This window comes from Streptomyces sp. NPDC006544, assembly GCF_040611715.1.
Classification (GTDB): Bacteria; Actinomycetota; Actinomycetes; order Streptomycetales; family Streptomycetaceae; genus Streptomyces.
The window spans coordinates 14,571-31,690 of sequence record NZ_JBEXOV010000001.1; the positions used below are offsets into that span (position 1 = coordinate 14,571).

The 17,120-nt window shown below is 72.3% G+C and carries 13 protein-coding genes; 7 read left to right on the forward strand and 6 right to left on the reverse strand.

Going from position 1 to position 17,120, the window contains the following annotated elements:
- Positions 1 to 219: 219 nt before the first annotated feature.
- Positions 220 to 1,440, reverse strand: a complete 1,221-nt coding sequence (locus ABZY44_RS00085) for an Ig-like domain-containing protein (RefSeq protein ID WP_356649424.1) — start codon at positions 1,438 to 1,440, stop codon at positions 220 to 222.
- 339 nt (positions 1,441 to 1,779) lie between these two features.
- Here ABZY44_RS00085 and glgX point away from each other — a divergent pair, with 339 nt between their 5' ends.
- A complete protein-coding gene (gene glgX / locus ABZY44_RS00090) occupies positions 1,780 to 3,951 on the forward strand; it encodes a glycogen debranching protein GlgX (RefSeq protein ID WP_356649425.1) in 2,172 nt (723 codons plus the stop codon).
- A gap of 108 nt (positions 3,952 to 4,059) precedes the next feature.
- On the forward strand, positions 4,060 to 4,779 hold the full coding sequence (locus ABZY44_RS00095; RefSeq protein WP_356649268.1) for a CDP-alcohol phosphatidyltransferase family protein: 720 nt from the start codon (positions 4,060 to 4,062) through the stop codon (positions 4,777 to 4,779).
- A gap of 81 nt (positions 4,780 to 4,860) precedes the next feature.
- Here ABZY44_RS00095 and ABZY44_RS00100 read toward each other — a convergent pair whose 3' ends face one another.
- Positions 4,861 to 5,334 (reverse strand): adenylyltransferase/cytidyltransferase family protein, encoded by a 474-nt coding sequence (locus ABZY44_RS00100; RefSeq protein WP_356649269.1) that lies wholly within the window; start codon positions 5,332 to 5,334, stop codon positions 4,861 to 4,863.
- A gap of 172 nt (positions 5,335 to 5,506) precedes the next feature.
- Between ABZY44_RS00100 and ABZY44_RS00105 the strand changes: the two genes are divergently transcribed.
- The 3 genes from ABZY44_RS00105 to ABZY44_RS00115 are packed head-to-tail and all read left to right on the forward strand — an operon-like array spanning position 5,507 to position 9,710.
- On the forward strand, positions 5,507 to 6,712 hold the full coding sequence (locus ABZY44_RS00105) for a glycosyltransferase (RefSeq protein WP_356649426.1): 1,206 nt from the start codon (positions 5,507 to 5,509) through the stop codon (positions 6,710 to 6,712).
- Positions 6,709 to 8,457 carry a lipopolysaccharide biosynthesis protein gene (locus tag ABZY44_RS00110; RefSeq protein ID WP_356649270.1) on the forward strand — a complete coding sequence of 583 codons (1,749 nt, stop codon included), beginning with the start codon at positions 6,709 to 6,711 and terminating at the stop codon, positions 8,455 to 8,457. The genes ABZY44_RS00105 and ABZY44_RS00110 overlap by 4 nt, the downstream gene beginning before the upstream one ends.
- A complete protein-coding gene (locus ABZY44_RS00115) occupies positions 8,454 to 9,710 on the forward strand; it encodes a hypothetical protein (RefSeq protein WP_356649271.1) in 1,257 nt (418 codons plus the stop codon). Before ABZY44_RS00110 ends, ABZY44_RS00115 begins: the two co-directional genes overlap by 4 nt.
- A gap of 35 nt (positions 9,711 to 9,745) precedes the next feature.
- On the opposite strand, the gene ABZY44_RS00120 is transcribed toward ABZY44_RS00115, so the two are convergent.
- The gene (locus ABZY44_RS00120) at positions 9,746 to 11,254 is read right to left on the reverse strand and encodes a hypothetical protein (RefSeq protein WP_356649272.1); all 1,509 of its coding nucleotides are present in this window, start codon (positions 11,252 to 11,254) and stop codon (positions 9,746 to 9,748) included.
- A gap of 144 nt (positions 11,255 to 11,398) precedes the next feature.
- On the opposite strand from ABZY44_RS00120, the gene ABZY44_RS00125 reads away from it, so the two are divergent.
- On the forward strand, positions 11,399 to 11,938 hold the full coding sequence (locus ABZY44_RS00125) for a WcaF family extracellular polysaccharide biosynthesis acetyltransferase (RefSeq protein WP_356649273.1): 540 nt from the start codon (positions 11,399 to 11,401) through the stop codon (positions 11,936 to 11,938).
- On the forward strand, positions 11,935 to 13,053 hold the full coding sequence (locus ABZY44_RS00130) for a glycosyltransferase (RefSeq protein WP_356649274.1): 1,119 nt from the start codon (positions 11,935 to 11,937) through the stop codon (positions 13,051 to 13,053). The genes ABZY44_RS00125 and ABZY44_RS00130 overlap by 4 nt, the downstream gene beginning before the upstream one ends.
- A 22-nt stretch (positions 13,054 to 13,075) precedes the next feature.
- On the opposite strand, the gene ABZY44_RS00135 is transcribed toward ABZY44_RS00130, so the two are convergent.
- The 3 genes from ABZY44_RS00135 to ABZY44_RS00145 all read right to left on the reverse strand — a co-directional run bounded on the left by ABZY44_RS00135 (position 13,076) and on the right by ABZY44_RS00145 (position 16,962).
- On the reverse strand, positions 13,076 to 13,288 hold the full coding sequence (locus ABZY44_RS00135; protein WP_356649275.1) for a hypothetical protein: 213 nt from the start codon (positions 13,286 to 13,288) through the stop codon (positions 13,076 to 13,078).
- A gap of 131 nt (positions 13,289 to 13,419) precedes the next feature.
- Positions 13,420 to 14,094: a hypothetical protein gene (locus tag ABZY44_RS00140; protein WP_356649276.1), complete on the reverse strand. Its 675-nt coding sequence runs from the start codon at positions 14,092 to 14,094 to the stop codon at positions 13,420 to 13,422.
- 90 nt (positions 14,095 to 14,184) lie between these two features.
- Positions 14,185 to 16,962: a LamG-like jellyroll fold domain-containing protein gene (locus ABZY44_RS00145; protein WP_356649277.1), complete on the reverse strand. Its 2,778-nt coding sequence runs from the start codon at positions 16,960 to 16,962 to the stop codon at positions 14,185 to 14,187.
- Positions 16,963 to 17,120 lie beyond the last annotated feature (158 nt).

The window sequence follows — 17,120 nt, forward strand, 5'->3', positions numbered from 1 at the left end:
CGCGCGCGGGCAGTCGCGCGCTTCCTGCCAGGAAAACACATGGGGATATCACGGGACGGTACGAGCGTGTCACCGTTCCGTCCCAAGAGTGAGGACACGCCGGGGACACGCCGGGGACACGCCGGTGGGCGTCCCGGAAGAGTCAGTCCTCGGTGCCGGGTGCCGGGTGCCGGATGCCGGGCTCGGCGGTGGCGGAGCCCCCCGCGCCGGGTGGCGGCGTCAGCCGGTGGCGGAGCCGGCCACCCACGCCGTCCAGGACATGTTCCAGCCGCCCAGCCCGTTGTCCGGGGCGACCGTCTTGTCCTGCGAGTTCACGACCTCGACCACGTCCCCGACCAGGCTCCGGTCGAAGAACCAGCCGGCCGGGGTGTCGGAGCCGCCGCCCTTGTTGTCGCGCAGTCCGATGCAGCCGTGGCTGACGTTGCTGGAGCCGAAGGTGTCCGGGCTGGCCCAGTAGTTGCCGTGCAGGAAGGTCCCGGAGCGGGTGAGCCGCATGGCGTGCGGGACGTCGGGGATGTCGTACTCGCCGCCGAAGCCGACGGTCTGCCCGTTCATCCGGGTGACGTCGAAGAGCTCCATCACCACCATCTTGCCGTTGTAGGTCGTGTGCTTGGGGGCTCCGGCGGTGACCGGCACCGTGGACACCAGCTCGCCGTCGCGCCGGACCTCCATGGTGTGCGCGGCCGCGTCCACGGTGGAGATCTGGGAGCGGCCGACGGTGAAGCGGATGGTCCTGTCCTGGATGCCGTACGAACCGGCCGCGCCCTCGACGTCGCGCAGCTTCATCCTGACCGTGACCTCGGTGCCGGGCTTCCAGTACTGCTTGGGCCGGAAGTCGAGGCGTTCGTCGCCGAACCAGTGGCCGGAGATCTCCACGGGCGGGACGGAGGTGACGGTGATGGCCCGTTCGACCTCCGCGCGCCGCGCGATGGAGCGGCTGAAGCCGAAGGAAATGATCATGCCGGTGCCGACGGTGGAGCGGTTCTCCGGTTTGAAGTAGCCGATGAACCGCTCCTCGGGGACGTAGGTGGTGAAGGTGGTGTGCCGTGCCTGGCGGCGGTCGTGCCCGTCGAGGGCGACCGCGTCCACGGTGTACTTGGCCGCGAGCGCGAGCCGTCCGGCCTCCGGGTCGGGGCTCCAGCTGAGCCCGTCGACGGCGATGGTGCCGGGCACCTTCTCCTCCTGGGCGTCCTCGACCTTGGTCACCACGACGCGCTCGAGCCGGCCCTCGGGCACGGTGACCGTCAGCGGGCCCTCGGCCGGGACGCCCTTGGCGTTGTCCTCCGGGGTGATCCGGATGGCCTCGTCCGGCGACCGGGGTTTGCCGGGCAGCTGGATCTCGATCGGGGAGCTGCCTTTCGCGGTGCATCCGGACAGGCCTCCGAGGAGGCCCGCCCACGCCGCCACGGCGGCCAATCCCGCCCCTGCCCGCCTCGTCAGAAGAGTCACGTTCCTCCAACGACGAGGCACCTCCGAGGGAAACGTGGGTGTGACTCGAGTTCCAGGCAGAACAGTCCGGGCAGAACAGTGGGAAGGACCAGACGGGGGCGGGCCCGGGCCGGGACGCCGGGGCCGCACTTCCCTTACCCCCGGTACCGAGAGCCGTGGAGGCGGGCAGTGTCGAGCGCAGCCGAGCAGGAAACGGTGGAAGCCGTCGCGATCGAGGTACGGAGCGGAGGGGCGGCCTTGACCGTTCCGCACGTCGACGAGCCCCCGGCGGGGCGTCCGGACCGGCCCCGGGCCGGGCACGGGCCCGCGTCCGACCGGCTCAGGGGGCCCGTGGTGCGGGCCCAGGCACGCCCGGGGCCACCGGTGTGGCCCGGGTCCTCGCATCCGCTGGGGGCCCGGTTCCACCACGGCCCGGACGGGACCGCCGGGACGAACTTCGCGCTGTGGGCGCAGGGCGCGGAGGCGGTGGAGGTATGTCTGTTCGACGAGGCCGGCACCGAGACCCGGTGCGCCCTGACGGAGCTCACGCACGAGATCTGGCACGGCTTCCTGCCGGGCGTGCGCCCCGGGCAGCGGTACGGGTTCCGGGTCCACGGCCGCTGGGATCCGTGGACGGGGGCCCGCTACAACCCGGCGAAGCTGCTGCTGGATCCGTACGCGCGGGCCGTGGACGGGGACTTCCGGCTGCCGCCGGAGGTGTACGGGCACGTCCGCGACTGGCCGCAGCAGTACATCGCGGACACCGTGCGCGACGACCGCGATTCGGCGCCGCACGTCCCCAAGGGGGTCGTGGTCCACGATGACGACGACTGGGCGGACGACGTGCGGCCGAAGACGCCGTGGGCCGATTCCGTCATCTACGAACTGCACGTGCGCGGTTTCACGATGCGCCATCCGGGCATTCCCGAACACCTGCGCGGCACCTACGCGGGCCTCGCGCACCCGGCGGCGATCGAGCACCTGACCGGGCTCGGGGTGACGGCGGTGGAGCTGCTGCCGGTCCATCAGTTCGCGCACGAGGACCACCTGCTGCGCCGGGACCTGAGCAACTACTGGGGCTACAACTCGATCGGCTACTTCGCCCCGCACGCGGCCTATTCGTCGAGCGGTACGACCGGGCAGCAGGTCGGCGAGTTCAAGCGGATGGTCAAGGCGCTGCACGCGGCCGGGATCGAGGTCATCCTCGACGTGGTCTACAACCACACGGCGGAGGCGGGCGAGCTGGGCCCGACGCTGTCGCTGCGCGGGATCGACAACCGCGCGTACTACCGGCTCCAGTCGGACCAGCGCCGGTACGCCGACTACACGGGCTGCGGGAACACCCTGCACGCCGGGCGCCCGCACGTGCTGCGCCTGATCACCGACTCGCTGCGCTACTGGGTGACGGAGATGGGGGTGGACGGCTTCCGCTTCGACCTGGCGGCGGCGCTGGCCCGCTCGATGCACGACGTGGACATGCTGTCGCCGTTCCTCGCGGTGATCGCCCAGGATCCGGTGCTGCGGCGGGTGAAGCTGATCGCCGAGCCGTGGGACGTGGGATCGGGCGGGTACCAGGTGGGGGCGTTCCCTCCGCTGTGGACCGAGTGGAACGACCGGTACCGGGACGCCGTACGGGACTTCTGGCGGGGCGCGCTGCCCGACGTACGGGACCTGGGGTACCGGCTGTCGGGATCGAGCGACCTGTACGCGTGGGGCGGCCGGCGGCCGTACGCCTCGGTCAACTTCATCACCGCGCACGACGGGTTCACCCTGCGCGACCTGGTGACCTACGAGTCCAAGCACAACGAGGAGAACGGGGAGGCGGGCCGCGACGGGACCAACGACAACCGGTCGTGGAACTGCGGGGTGGAGGGCGAGACGGACGACGCGCCCGTCGTCGCGCTGCGCCGCCGCCAGCTGCGGAACATGCTGACCACCCTGCTCCTGTCGACCGGGGTGCCGATGCTGGTGGCGGGCGACGAGTTCGGCCGGACCCAGGGCGGCAACAACAACGCGTACTGCCAGGACAACGAGACGAGCTGGGTGGACTGGTCGCTGCTCTCGGACCCGGCCTGGCACGGGCTGCTGTCGCTGACCCGCAGGCTGCTGTCGCTGCGCCGGGCCCATCCGGTGCTGCGGCGGCGGGCGTTCTTCTCCGGCAGCTCGCAGGGCACGGACGGACTGCGGGACCTGGCCTGGTTCACCCCGGCGGGCACGGAGATGACCGAGCGGGACTGGTACGCGCCGGCCGACGCGGTGGCCCTGTACCTCTCGGGCCGGGACATCCCGGGCCGGGACGAGCGGGGCCGGCAGGTGACGGACGACAGCTTCCTGGCGCTGCTGCACGCCGGGGACGGGCCGGCCCGGTGGGTGCTGCCGGGCGCTCCGTGGGCCGCGGCCTACGAGCTGGTCCTGGACACCTCCCGGGAGGACCAGGCGGCCGCCCCCGGCACCCGGCACGCCGGGGGCGAGACCGTGACGGTCCCGGCCCGCGCGGTGCTGCTGCTGAAGGTGGTGGGCTGAGACGGCGGGGGCGGGGCGACGGGCCGGGGCGGGGGCCTCGTGCGCCCTGCTGCGATGATGGCCTTCGTACGCACACACGCGTAAACGGGCGTTCGAGGGGTCGTGTCGATGGCAAGTGTCCAGGCCGCGCTGCGGGAACTGCGCGGGGCGCAGAAGTCTGCGAAGGGGGTGTCGCTCTATTCGCGGTTCGTCAACCGGCCGGCCGGGCGGTACCTGGCCGCGGGATCGTACGCGATCGGACTGAGCCCGAACCAGGTGACGCTGGTCAGTGCCGCCTTCAGTTTCGCCGCCGCGGCCGCCGTCGCGCTGGTCGCGCCCTCGTGGGGGCTGGGGATCGCGGTGTGGGCCGCGCTCGCCGTCGGCTTCGCCTTCGACTCCGCCGACGGGCAGCTCGCCCGGCTGCGCGGGGGCGGCAGCGCGTCCGGCGAGTGGCTGGACCACGTCGTGGACTGCGCGAAGCTCACCGCGCTGCACTCGTGCGTGCTGATCGGCTTCTACCGCTTCCCCGACGCGTACGGCGTCACGGCCGGCTGGTTGCTGGTGCCGCTGGGCTTCCAGTTCGCGTCGGTCGTCACGTTCTTCGGGGGGCTGCTGACCGAGAAGCTCAAGCCCGCGCCGGCGCCGGGGAGTCCCGCCGCGGCGCCGTCGACCGTGCGGGCGGTGGCGTTGCTGCCCGTGGACTACGGGGTGTTCTGCCTGGTGTTCCTGCTGCTGGGCGGCGGCCAGCCGTTCCGCTGGGCCTACGCGGGGATGGGCGCCGTGGCGGCGCTGTTCCTGCTGGCCTTCCTCGCCAAGTGGTACCGGGAGCTCAGCGCCGTACCCAGGTGACCGGGGCGGGGCGGCCGGGCGCGGTGCGACCGGCGGCCGGTCCCCCGCGGCCGGCGACCGGGCGGCCCCGCGGTGGGGCGCTCAGCGCCGCTGTTCCGCGGAGAGCGGCTCCGAGAGGACGTCCAGTGCCCGGCGCAGCTGGGTGCTCGAGGTGTGCACCGTGTACGGGAAGTAGACGACTTCGACCCCGTGCTCGGCGAAGTCCCTCTCCAGACGGTCCCCCTTGGGGGTCCCCCGCCAGTCGTCACCCTTGAAGATCACGTCGAAACGGACCTGCTTCCACGTCTCGACCTTGTCCGGGACGGTCTCGACGAATGCCGCGTCCACGTACTTGACGCTGCGCACGATCTCCAGCCGCTCGACGAGCGGGATCATCGGGCGCCGCCCCTTGGCAATTTCGGCCATTTCATCGGATACGACACCGGCCACCAGGTAGTCGCACTGACTCCGGGCGTGGCGAAGGATGTTGAGATGTCCGATATGGAACAGATCGTAAGCACCCGGTGCGTAACCCACCCGGTACGGTCTGCGCCCCGCCGCAGCAAATTCGGACATGTCCCGCTCCGTCATTGGTTACCCCCCATAAGCCACACCCCCCGGTGTGGCGGATTAGCAGACAATAGCGTGCACGTTCCGCACCACGTCGATGAACGAATAGGGTGACGTGCGCATCATCCTGGGGAGAAGGGGACGTCCCGTGTCGAGATCCGGCCACCGGCGCCTACTGCTGGTTTCCACCAATTACGCCCCCGAGCACACGGGAATCGGCCCGTACGCGACCCAGATCGCGGAGCACTGGGCGGATCTCGGTCACGAGACGCACGTCCTGGCGGGCATGCCGCACTACCCGGCGTGGTCCGTCGAGCCGGAGTACAAGGGGGCGCTACGGCGCACGGAACGGCGCGCGGGAGTCACCGTGCACCGGCGTGCGCACACCGTGCCGCCGCGCCAGACCGCCGTGCGCCGGGCCCTTTTTGAAGGATCGATTCTGTTGCACGGCGCCGTGGCCCCGCCCCGGATGCCGAGGCCGGACGCGGTCCTCGCCCAGATGCCGAGCCTGGCCGGGGGTCTGCTGGCCGCCCGGCTCGCGGCGCGCTGGAAGGTGCCCTACGTCCCCGTGGTCCAGGACCTGATGGGCGCCGCCGCCGCGCAGAGCGGGATCAGCGGCGGCGACAAGGCCGCCGCGCTGGCCGGCCGCGCGGAGGCGTACGCGCTCAAGCGCGCCACCCTCGTCGGCGTCATCCACGAGACCTTCGTGGACCGCGTCGTCGGCATGGGCGTGGACCCCGAGAAGATCCGGCTCGTCCCCAACTGGTCTCACGTGGCGTTGCCCACCAAGCCGCGCGGCCGCACCCGCCACCACCTCGGCTGGGCGCCCGGCCAGACGGTCGTGCTGCACTCCGGGAACATGGGGCTCAAGCAGGGGCTGGAGGTCCTCGTCGGCGCCGCCCGGCTGGACCCGAGCGTCCGTTTCGTCCTCATGGGCGACGGCAGCCAGCGCTCCGCCCTCGCCGACCTCTCGGCGGACGTCCCGAATCTCGACATCATCCCCCCTGCCGCCGACGGGGAGTTCCCCGATATCCTCGCCGCGGCGGACGTGCTCGCGGTCACGCAGCACGCCGCCGTCATGGACATGAGCGTGCCGTCCAAGCTGACCTCCTACTTCCAGGCCGGCCGGCCCGTCGTCGCCTCCGTCGCGGCGCTGGGCGGTACCGCCCAGGAGGTGGAGCGCTCGGGCGCGGGGGTGCTCGTACCGCCGGAGAACCCCGAGGCCCTGCTGAAGGCCGTACGGGCCCTCGCGCAGGACCCGGCCGGCGCGGACGCGCTGGGAGCGGCCGGGCCCCGCCACGTGGCGGCCCACCTGAGCCGTGAAGCGGGCCTGGCCCGCATCGACGCACTGATAGACGAAGCACTTGGGGGTCCCCGGCCGTGATCGAGACCAACCGACCGGCAGCGGCTCCGGCCGAGGACGAACCCGACCTCCTCCGGGACCAGTTCAAGCAGCTCCTGCGCTACCGCCGGCTCCTCGCCGCGGGCGTGGGCGTCGGCCTGCTGGGCGGGGTCTACCTCGGCGTCTCCACGGCGGACACCTACGTGGCCACCGCCGACATCGTGCTGCGCGCGCCCACCGACGACCCGTTCAACCCGAGCCTCGCCCCCGACAAGGCGATCAACATCGGCTCGGAGCGCCAGGTCGCGCTCTCCAGCTCCATAGCCAACGAGGCCGCCAAGAAGCTCGGCGTCGACGCCGCCGGCTTCAGGGCCCTGCGCAGCGGTCTGCAGGTGACCAACCCGCCGCAGTCGATGGTGCTGCGCTTCACCTACACCGCGAGCTCCCCCGCCGAGGCCGCCAAGCGCGCCAACGCGATGACCGAGGCCTACCTGCTCAAGCGGCAGGAGGCCCTCGACGTCACCCGCGACAAGATGGTCAAGGGCTACCAGGAACAGCGCGACCCGGTGGCCAAGCAGCTCGACGACCTCGTCAAGCAGATCAACTCCATGCCGGCCGGTCCGGCGCGCGACGCGGCGTACTCCTCCAAGACCGACCAGCAGAACAAGGTCAACACCCTCAACAGCAACATCGCCAAGCTCCAGGCCCTGGACATGACTCCGGGCCGGGTCACCAGCGCCGCCGTTCCGCCGCACTCGACGGACGGCCCCGGCCTGATCATGTCGCTCGCGCTCGGCGCGGCCGTGGGTCTCGCGCTCGGCCTGCTCGCGGCCTGGGTGCGGCTCGTCTTCGATCCGGCGCCGCGTTCCGAGGGCGACGTCGCCCGCGCCCTGCGCGCTCCCGTGCTGGGCTCCCTGCCCCGGGGCAAGGACGACGGCGGTCCGCTGCTCGCGGCCGGCGAGGAGGACCCCCGGCTCGCCGAGGCGTTCCGCTCGGTGGCCTTCCGGCTCGCCTACGACTCCCGCTTCGCCGACCGGCGCCGGCTCCTCGTGATCGCCCCGCGCGGCAGCAGCGAGACCGCCGCGGCCGTCGCGGTGAACCTGGCCGCCTCCTTCGCGGAGACCGGCAAGGACGTGCTGCTCATCGAGGCCGATCTGCGCACCCCGGTGCTGGCCAGCCAGCTGCCGACGGACGCGGGCGGCCGGCCGCGCTGGAGCCAGACGCCGGGCGGAGGGCAGCACGGGGACACCGAGTGGCCCGACGGGCGGCAGCTCGTCGTGGACGCCGGGGAGTCCGGTTCCTTCGACCTGATCCCGGGCGAGCGGGTGCGCAACGTGCCCCGCGCGCTGACCTCCTCGCGCGCCACCCGGCTGATCTCCGAGGCCGACTCCCCCAACTCCACGGTCGTGGTGCTCGCGCCGCCCGTGCTCTCGTACGCCGACGCGCTCGCGCTGGTGGACCGCGTCGACGGGGTCCTGGTGGTCTGCGACCCGCGCGCGGTGCACCGCACCGACCTTTCCCGCATCCGCGAGCTGATCAGCGGCGCCGGCGGCACGGTGCTCGGCGCCGTCCTGCACTCTCCGCTGCCCGGCGAGAAGAAGCGCGGGGGACCGTTCCGCAAGAACGCCGCTCCCGCCCCCGCGGCCCCGGCCGCCGCGCCCGTCTCCCGGCCGCGCGAGCCTCAGCCGATCCCGTACGAGGTGGCGGCCGCCGACGCGGAGCAGCACATCCCCGGAGACGGCACCGACACGGTCGCCCTGCGTACGGTGCGCACGGGCCGGCGGTGAGCCGCAGGGCCTTCGCGGCGGTCGCCTCCGTCCTGGACCAGGCCGCGTCCAGTGCGACCAACATCCTGGTCCTGGTGCTGGCCGCGCGGCTCTCCTCCGCGGCCGGGTTCGCCGACTTCTCCATGGTCTACGTGACCTTCACCGTGCTCCTCGGCCTGAACATGGCCTACGTCGGCCAGAGCCTGGTCCTGCACAAGGCCGAGGAGGGCCGGCCGCTCGGCTCCGCGTGCCGGGCCGGCCTGGCGTTCACCGGGGCCGCCTCCGCCGTCGTGGGAGCCGTACTGGCCCTCGTGGGCGTGCTGCTGCCCGGGACCCCCGGGCGGGCGTTCCTCGCGCTGGGGCTCGTACTGCCCCTGGTGCTGCTGCAGGACGGCCTGCGCTACTGCTTCTCCGCGCTGCGGGCGCCCCAGCGGGCGCTGGCCGCCGACGCGCTGCGCCTCGTGTGCGTCGTGGCGGCGCTCCTGCTCCAGCCCGAAGGGGCGTCGGCGGCCCGGCTGGTGCTGGTGTGGGGGGTCTCGGCGCTGCCCGCGCTCGCGCTGGGCCTGTGGCTGCTGTGGCCGTCGGTGCGCGGGGCGGCTGCGGCCGAACTGCTCCGGGACCTGCGGCCGTACCTGCGGCGCGGTCACCTGGGGCAGCGGTTCGTCGTCGAGTTCGCGGTGGGCAACGGCTCCAGTCAGCTGGCCGTGCTGGGCCTCGGCGTCTTCGCGACCCCGCTGGCCGTCGGCGCGCTGCGCGGCGCCACCACCCTCTTCGGACCGCTGAACGTGCTGTTCAACTCCGCGAACTCCTTCGGCCCGCCCGTCGTCGGCCGGGCCCGCGGCAAGCGGGGCGTGGTCCGGCTGACCGCCCTGACGGGTGCGGCGCTCGCGGTGACCGGGGCCGCCTGGGGGGCCGTGCTGTACGCGCTGCCCGACCGGCTGGGCCGCGAGCTGCTCGGCGACAGCTGGACGGCGGCGGCCGGGCTGCTGCCCGCGACCGGCGCGCAGTACGCGGTCATGGGCCTGGGTACGTGCGCCCTGCTGACCCTGCGGGTGCTCAACCCGAAGGCCACGCTCTCGCTCCAGGTCGTCTTCTCGCTGCTGTCGGTGGCACTCCTGCTCGGCGGCTACGCCGTGTGGGGCGTGGCCGGGGCCGCGTGGGGGCTGGCGCTCGGCTCCGCGGCGAAGGCGGCGGCGGGCTGGCTGCGGGTGGCCCGGCTGGACGCACCCGCGCCCGCGGCCTCCGGGACGGCCGCGGAGCGGGCGGCCGTGTAGGTGCGCCGTCCGGCGGGGTCCGCCGGGGCCCCGCGTCAGCGCAGCTTCGCGTCCTTGTCCTGCCGGTACGTGGCGACGAGCGCGAGGCACAGCGCGGCGATGGCCACCCGCCCGGAGGCCTGCAGCAGCGGCCCGCGCAGCAGGATGAAGGAGTACCCGGCGACCAGCGGGACGACCACGGAGATCAGGCTGCCGGGTGGTGAGCGCCGGGTGGCCCGCTTCGCGTAGCGACGGTCCACGCGGGCGGAGGCGTACCCCATGCCGAGGAGCCCCGCGCCCATGCCCAGCGGTCCGAAGTCGAGCCACAGCTCCGCCCAGATCGGGGAGGAGAGGTTGGTGTTGACCGTGCCCATCCACTGGCCGACCATCACGCCGGTGTCGCGGGGCTTGCCGGGCCACATCGTGCGCGGCACCGCGAAGAAGACGGACCCCGCGAGCTGACGCCCGTAGAAATGGCCGGGGCCGGAGTTCGAGTAGGTGATGGTGTTCGCGAACATGCCGATCTGGTCGTAGTCCTTGAGCGCCATCGGCTCCAGGAACGAGGTCGTCTCGACGGGCTTGTAGTTCTTCTCGTCGTAGCGGAACCGGTCCGCGAACGGGAAGACGAGCAGGGCGATCACCACGGCCATGGACAGCGCCACCCGGTACATCGCCGCGCTCACCGGGAAGACCGTGAAGAGCAGCGAGAACATGACGGTGAGGAACCAGTAGCGCGGGTTCGAGATCGGGTTGTTGACGACCAGGTTCAAGGCCGCCAGCGCCGACCACGTGACGATGATCGACACCTTGCGGCGGGCGAACTTGGACGTGATCAGCCAGCGCGTGTACAGCAGCAGGGACAACAGCGCCGGGACGGTGCCGAAGCCGCGCAGCAGCGCCTGGCCGGCCTGGCCGTCCTGGGAGACGCCCGCCTCCTGTATGCCCGCGATGATCTCCTGGCGGCTGGAGAAGAAGACCGCCGGGCCGCCCAGCTTCACGACGAACGCCGCGCTCCCCAGGAACGACAGCACGGTCAGCAGCTGGAGCCGCCGCCGGTGCGCCATGACCGGGCGCGGCTCCTTCTGCGAGCCGCCCGCGCGGCCGGCCGGCCGGTGGCGGGCCAGCAGCACGCCCACGTCGAAGGCGGCGCAGCCGAGCAGGACCAGGCCGATGGCGACCGTGAGGTCCGAGCGCGGGCCGACGACGGGGGTCGGGACCTGGCCGAGGACCGCCTGGGCGAGGGGGGCCACGCCCATGGCCATGTAGACGAAGAGCCAGAAGGAGCCCTGGAGCAGCTTGCGGCGGCTGGTCAGGACCATGGCGGACAGGCGGGCGCCCGCGTACATGGTGAGCAGGAGCTGGAGCCAGAAGGCCGCGTCGCGCTGGCCCGCACCGTGCTGGACGGCGACGAGCAGGGGCAGGAAGACGGTGAATCCGAGGGCCAGCGGGACGGAGAGCGCCCGGGAGAGCAGGGTCCGGGGAGTGGTGACCCTGCCCCAGCTCTTCTCGTCGTCGGGAGGGGGCGCGGCCGCGGGCCCGGTGGGACGGACGACGGTCTCGCTCATGTCGGTTGCCACCCTTGCCCCCACCCCCTGTGCCTGATCCGGGCGCAGTCTAGTCTGAGCGGTCGGCGCCCGGGGAGGCGCCCGGGGACCGGACGATGGGGCGGACGATGGGGCGGACGATGCGGCGGACGACGAGGGGCTGCTGTGCGTGATCTTCCTGCTTTCACGCTGTCCGGTTACGACAAGGGGCGCGGGCTGCTGACGCAGGCGCTCTGGTTCGCCGTGATGAACACGCTGTTCATGAGCTGGTTCTGTCCGGCCCGGTTCCGGGTCTCCCTGCTGCGCGCCTTCGGGGCGCAGATCGGTGAGGGGGTGCTGATCCGCCACAAGGTGCGGGTGCTGTGGCCCTGGAAGCTGACCGTGGGCGACCACACGTGGATAGGCGAGGGCGCCTGGCTGCTGAACCTGGAGCCGGTCACGATCGGTTCGCACGTGTGCCTGTCGCAGGAGGCCATGCTGTGCACGGGCTCCCACGACCACCGGGCCGCCGACTTCCGCTACCGCAACGCGCCGATCTCCGTCGAGGACGGTGCGTGGGTGGCCGTACGGGCCACCGTACTGGCGGGCGTCACCGTCGGCCGGTGCGCGGTGGCCGGTGCGGGCTCCGTGGTCCACAAGGACCTTCCCGCGCTGACCCTGCAGACCCGGGACGGGCTGCGCCGCCCCGTCGAGGAGCCGAAGTGAGAGTCCTGCACGCCGTCACCCTGCACTCCCCCACGCACGCCTTCGGCGGCCCGGTGCGGGTCGCGCTGAACCTCGCGAAGGGACTGCGCGGACGCGGCCACGAGGCGGGACTGGTGGCGCTGGGCGAGGGGTTCGACCCGTGGCCGGACTCGGTGGAGGGCGTACCGGCCAAGCTCTTCCCGGCCCGCCGCCTGCTCCCCCTCGGCTTCAGCGGGATGACCTCGCCGGCCCTGCTCGCCTCGGCGGGCCGCCTGGTGCGGGACGCGGACGTGGTCCACGTCCACCTGGCACGGGACCTGGTCACCCTGCCCGTGGCCCTGGCGGCGCTGCGGGCCCGCACACCCCTCGTCCTGCAGACCCACGGCATGGTCGACCCGAGCGGGAAGCTCCTGGCCAAGGTGCTGGACGCGGTGGCGGTACGGCGCCTGCTGCGCGGCGCCGACGCGGTGCTCCACCTGACCCCGCACGAGCGGGAGGGCCTCGACGCGGTCGTCGGCGGCGCCCTGCCCCGGTCGGTGCGGCTGGTGAACGGCACCCCGGCCCAGGAGGAGCGCCCCGCCCCGTCCGGGCCGCCGCGGATCCTCTACTCGGCCCGGCTGCAGGCCCGCAAGCGCCCGGTGGACTTCGTGGACGCGGCTCCGGCCGTGCTGGCGGTGCACCCGGACGCGGAGTTCGTGGTGGCCGGCCCGGACGAGGGCGAACTCGCGGCGGTCCGCGCCCGCATCACCGAGCTGGGCCTCGGCTCCCGCTTCACGGTCCCGGGCGCCCTGTCGGGCTCCGAGGTCCTGACGGAGCTTCGCCGCGCCCACGTCTACGTACTGCCCTCGGTGGACGAGCCGTTCCCCATGTCGGTCCTCGAGGCCCTGGCGGTGGGTGTCCCTCCGGTGGTCACCCATTCCAACGGCCTGGCCCGCGACATCGCCGCGGCCGGCGCGGGCCGAGCCGTCACCCCCGGCGCGCCGGGCGTCGCGGAGGCGGTCCTGTCCCTCCTGGACCCGTCCGAGAACGCCAGGTCCTCGAAGGCCGCCCGCGCCCTCGCCGCGTCCTCGTTCTCCATGGACGCGGTCCTCGACGCGCTGCTGCCGGTCTACGAGGGCGCCCTGCACCGGCGTTGAGGCGGGGTCCCCGGCGGCCGGGTCAGAGGCCGCGACGGGTCTCGTCCACCACCGGGAGGGCGCCGACGCGGCGGCGCTTGAGGACGCTCGCGTACACCGCGAGGCCGATGGCTCCCGCCACCATCATGATCACGCCGACCAGGTCGAGGTTCACGCTCTGCATCTTCCAGTCGGACGCGAAGGTGAGGATGGCCCCCACCACGATCAGGCCTATGCAACCGCTGATGCCCCTCATCGAATTCGCCTCCACAGTCGTGGCCGGGGAGAACCCCGCCGTGTGGAACCTCGCCTGCCCTCGTTCCCGGAACGAAAACACCCCCGCCGCCCGGGTGTTGGGCGGCGGGGGTGTTCCTGTCGGGCCCGGCTCTAGGCCGGCACCCACGCGTAGCAGCCGTTCGAGACGAACTGGGCCGTGGACGCGGGGACGACGGCGGTGATCTTGTCGCCCGCCTTCGGCTGGGTCTCCGGGCCCGAGGCCAGGACCGCGCCGTCCTTGCCCTTGGCCTCCCAGGTGCACGAGGTGCTCTGGGTCAGCGCGCGGTAGGTGCCCGCCGCCGGGGACTCCTTCGTGCCGTCGGGGAAGCCCTTCTCGGCCGCCGCGAGGATCGGCTTCTGCTCGGGGCACAGGTAGGTGATCGCGTCCTTCGCCCCCGGGATCTCCCCGGCCACGAGGGAGCCGACCGCCGCGTCCTTGTCGTGCTTCGCGGTGCGCTCCACGCGCTGGCAGGACTCCTGGCCGCTCTGGAGGACGGCCGCCGGATCCATCTTCTCCGGGACGCGCCCGGACAGGTACTTCTTCTCCGTCGCGGTGAAGCTGCCCGTCTTGGGCGTGAGCTTGGCTTCCGGCAGGACGGGGCCCGTCGGCTTCGCGTCCGTCGAGGGCGGCGCCGAGGCGTCCGCCGGGTCGGCGGCCGGCGACGCGGCCGGCGGCTTGGGCGACTTGGCCGGCGCGTCGGCCTTGTCGTCCCCGCCCGAACTGCAGGCGGTCAGCGTCAGGGCGGCGGCCAGCAGGACAGCAGCCGCTGCGGAGCGTCGGTACATCAGGTGGCTCCCGTACGTATGAGATGGGTGTGCGGGGCCCGGCCGCCCGACGGTGCGTCGGGCGGCCGGGCCCCGCAGGCCCTCAAGCGGTTACTTCGCGCCGAAGGTGAGGACGAGCTGCGGGCTCGCGTCCGCGGCCGTCGCCTCCGAGGACCAGATCCACAGCGGGTCGGTACCCGCACTGGTCAGGCCCAGGCTGTAGTTGGTGCCCAGGACCGCGGAGACCGCGGCCGTGTCCAGCTGGACGCTCTGGACGGCCGATCCGTCCGGCACGCCGGAGATGGAGCCGAGCGGGTTCGTGCCGAGGGTGGGCTTGGTCTTGAACGTCGTGCCCGCACCGCTCCAGGTGCCGGTGACCGGGACCACGGAGATGGTGTCGGCCGAACCGGCGCCCGCCGCCGTCGAGGTCTTGAACTGGAGCGAGGCCGACTTCAGCACCTGGTTGGCCGGAGCCGCCGGGATGTCGAAGCGCAGGTACGTCTCGTAGGCCGTGGTGCCGCGCACCGCGAGCGAGGTGGACGTGCCGTAGGCCGTGCTGGGGGCGCCCTGGTTGATGTAGGTGTCCTCGGTCGCGGAGACCGTGGAGACCGTGTCGGTGGGCGCCTTGGCCAGGTCGAAGTGGTTCTTCACCTGGGCCGGCGTCAGGACCTTCGGGTAGACGGCCGTCTCGTCGATCTGACCGGCGAAGAAGTTGCTCGACGGCTTGGAGCTCCAGCCACCGAGGTTGTCACCGCCCACGTGCCAGAAGCCCTCGTACTGCTGGGAGGCCGTGGTGTTGTTGGTGCCCTTGGCCTGGCCGTCGACGTAGAGCGCCATGCCGGCGGGGCCCTGCGTGGCGACGACGTGGTGCCACTTGTTGTCGTTGAACGTGTCGAGCAGACCGGTGGAGAGGGTCTTCCAGCTGCTGCTGGGGCCCGATCCGAAGAACAGACGACCGGTGTTGGTCATGTAGATGGTCTTGTCGTACAGGCTGCTGCTGCGGTCGGTGTTGTTGCCGAAGCCGATCAGCTTGCCGCCGCGCGTGCTGCTCGTCTTGAACCAGGTCTCCAGCGTGTACGAGCTGCCGACCGTCTGGCGGTGGTCGCTGTACACCTGCTGGCTGGTCCCGTTGAAGCCCATGGCCGTGCTGGTGCCGGTGACGGCACCCGGGCTCTGGCGCAGCGCCGGGGCGTTGAGCTGGATGCCGCTGGTGTTGCCGTTCTCCGAGGAGTCGGCGACGTACGGGCTGACGGTGTCGTCGTAGCGCCAGAACAGCTCGGCGCCGTCCGCGCGGACCTGGTTGGGGTAGGCGTTGACCGCGTTCGGGACCGTCACCGAGGTGCTGGCCGACAGGGCGCTGGTGTTGCCCGCCGCGTCGGTCGCGGTCACGCGGTAGCTGTAGGACAGGCCGGCCTTGACCGTGGTGTCGGTCCAGGAGGCCTGGCGGCGCTCCCATTCCAGGGACTCCGCGCTCAGGGTGGCGACCGGGGTGGCCGAACCGTTGCGGTAGACGCGGTAGGTCAGCTTGCTGTCGTCCTGGTCGTAGCTGGCGCGCCAGCGGACCTGGGCCTCGCCCGGCTTGACGCTGGAGGCGCTGGAGACCGGGGTGGTCGGGGCGCCGACGTCACCGGTGGAGGCGAAGCGGGTCAGGGCCTGCTGGGCCTTGCCGTTGATGAGGGTGAACTCACCGCCGACCCACATGTACTTGGTGTCGCTCTTCTCCGCGATGGACATGACGCGCGGGCCGATGCCCTCGCCGAGGCCGTCGTTGGCGGTGGGGTGCCAGCCGAGCTTCCGCGGGCTGCGCACGAAACCGTCCACGGGCGCGGGGGCGGCGCCTTCGTGGTCGGTCAGCTGCGCCAGCAGGAAGTTGCGCTTGCCGTCGGGGAACTGGCCCTCGAGGGAGCAGTCGTGCGCGTGCGAGGAGCTGTAGAGGACTCCGTCGTACGGCAGGACGAACTGCGTCGCACCGAGGCAGCGGTCGCGCCACTTCTCGTTGAACTCGGTGGAGAGGCCGATGCGGCCGTCGAAGACGCCGCCGCCCGAGCCCTCGTTGCCGGTGTAGTAGCCGGTCGAGTCCGCCGCGATGTGCTTGACGACGGAGTTCGAGGGGATGTTGCCGTACGTCTTGGTGACGGCGCCGGTGGTGGCGTTCACGACGGCCAGCGCGTGGCTGTTCTTGCCGTTGACCGTGAAGAAGTCGCCACCCAGCAGGACGTTCTGGCCGTCGTTGCTGAGCTCGATGGCGCGGCCGGGCTCGTCGACGTTGGCGACGAAGGGCTTGAGCGCACCGGAGGTGGCGTCGACCGCGGCGAACCGCTCGCGGGTCTGGCCCTCGACGGTGCTGAAGTCGCCGGCCGCGTACAGGGTGTCGTCGGTGACGGCGAGCGCCCGCACGGTGGCCGGGAAGGCCGGGTGGAACGAGGCCTTGGGGGTGCAGGTCTCGATGTCGACGGCGGCGACGCTGGAGACCGGGGTGCCGTTGACGGCGCCGAAGTACCCGGCCGCGTAAAGGGTCTTCTTGTCCTTCGAGACGGTCAGGGCGCGCACGGTCGCGCTGCCGTCGCCGACGGTGAAGGAGAGCTTGCAGGAACTCGGGGCGCCGGTCGCCGCGTCGAGCGCGACGAAGTTCACGGCTTCCTGCTCGGCGCCTGCCGCGCCCTCCGGCGGGCGGACCGCCGAGAAGGTGCCACCGGCGAAGACCGTGCCGTTGGCCTGGTCCATCGCGAAGACGATGCCGTTGGGCTGCCAGGTCGGCAGTTCGTCGGCGGTGAAGGCCACCGGCTGGGTGATGGCCGAGGCCTCGGGCATCAGCACCAGGCCCAGGCCGGTGCCGGCACCGGCCAGTGACAGGACGAGGGCAGCAGTCAGCCCTCTGGATCTACGCATGAGCCCCCCAGGGCAATTGCCCGGTTTGAATGGCTGGAACTATCCGAACAGCCATATGTACTGGCGCAGACTAGGGCTCCTGCGAGGGCCCGGTCACCACACTTGACCCATTGCATACCAACTTGGAATCAACAAGGTTCAGTACGGAGGACGCACTT

What these genes read in the sequence shown, in the direction of transcription:
- ABZY44_RS00095 (WP_356649268.1), top strand. Translation starts at nt 4,060, where the DNA reads ATGGCAAGTGTCCAGGCCGCGCTGCGGGAACTGCGCGGGGCGCAGAAG.
- ABZY44_RS00135 (WP_356649275.1), bottom strand. Translation starts at nt 13,288, where the DNA reads ATGAGGGGCATCAGCGGTTGCATAGGCCTGATCGTGGTGGGGGCCATC.
- ABZY44_RS00145 (WP_356649277.1), bottom strand. Translation starts at nt 16,962, where the DNA reads ATGCGTAGATCCAGAGGGCTGACTGCTGCCCTCGTCCTGTCACTGGCC.
- ABZY44_RS00100 (WP_356649269.1), bottom strand. Translation starts at nt 5,334, where the DNA reads ATGTCCGAATTTGCTGCGGCGGGGCGCAGACCGTACCGGGTGGGTTAC.
- ABZY44_RS00140 (WP_356649276.1), bottom strand. Translation starts at nt 14,094, where the DNA reads ATGTACCGACGCTCCGCAGCGGCTGCTGTCCTGCTGGCCGCCGCCCTG.
- ABZY44_RS00120 (WP_356649272.1), bottom strand. Translation starts at nt 11,254, where the DNA reads ATGAGCGAGACCGTCGTCCGTCCCACCGGGCCCGCGGCCGCGCCCCCT.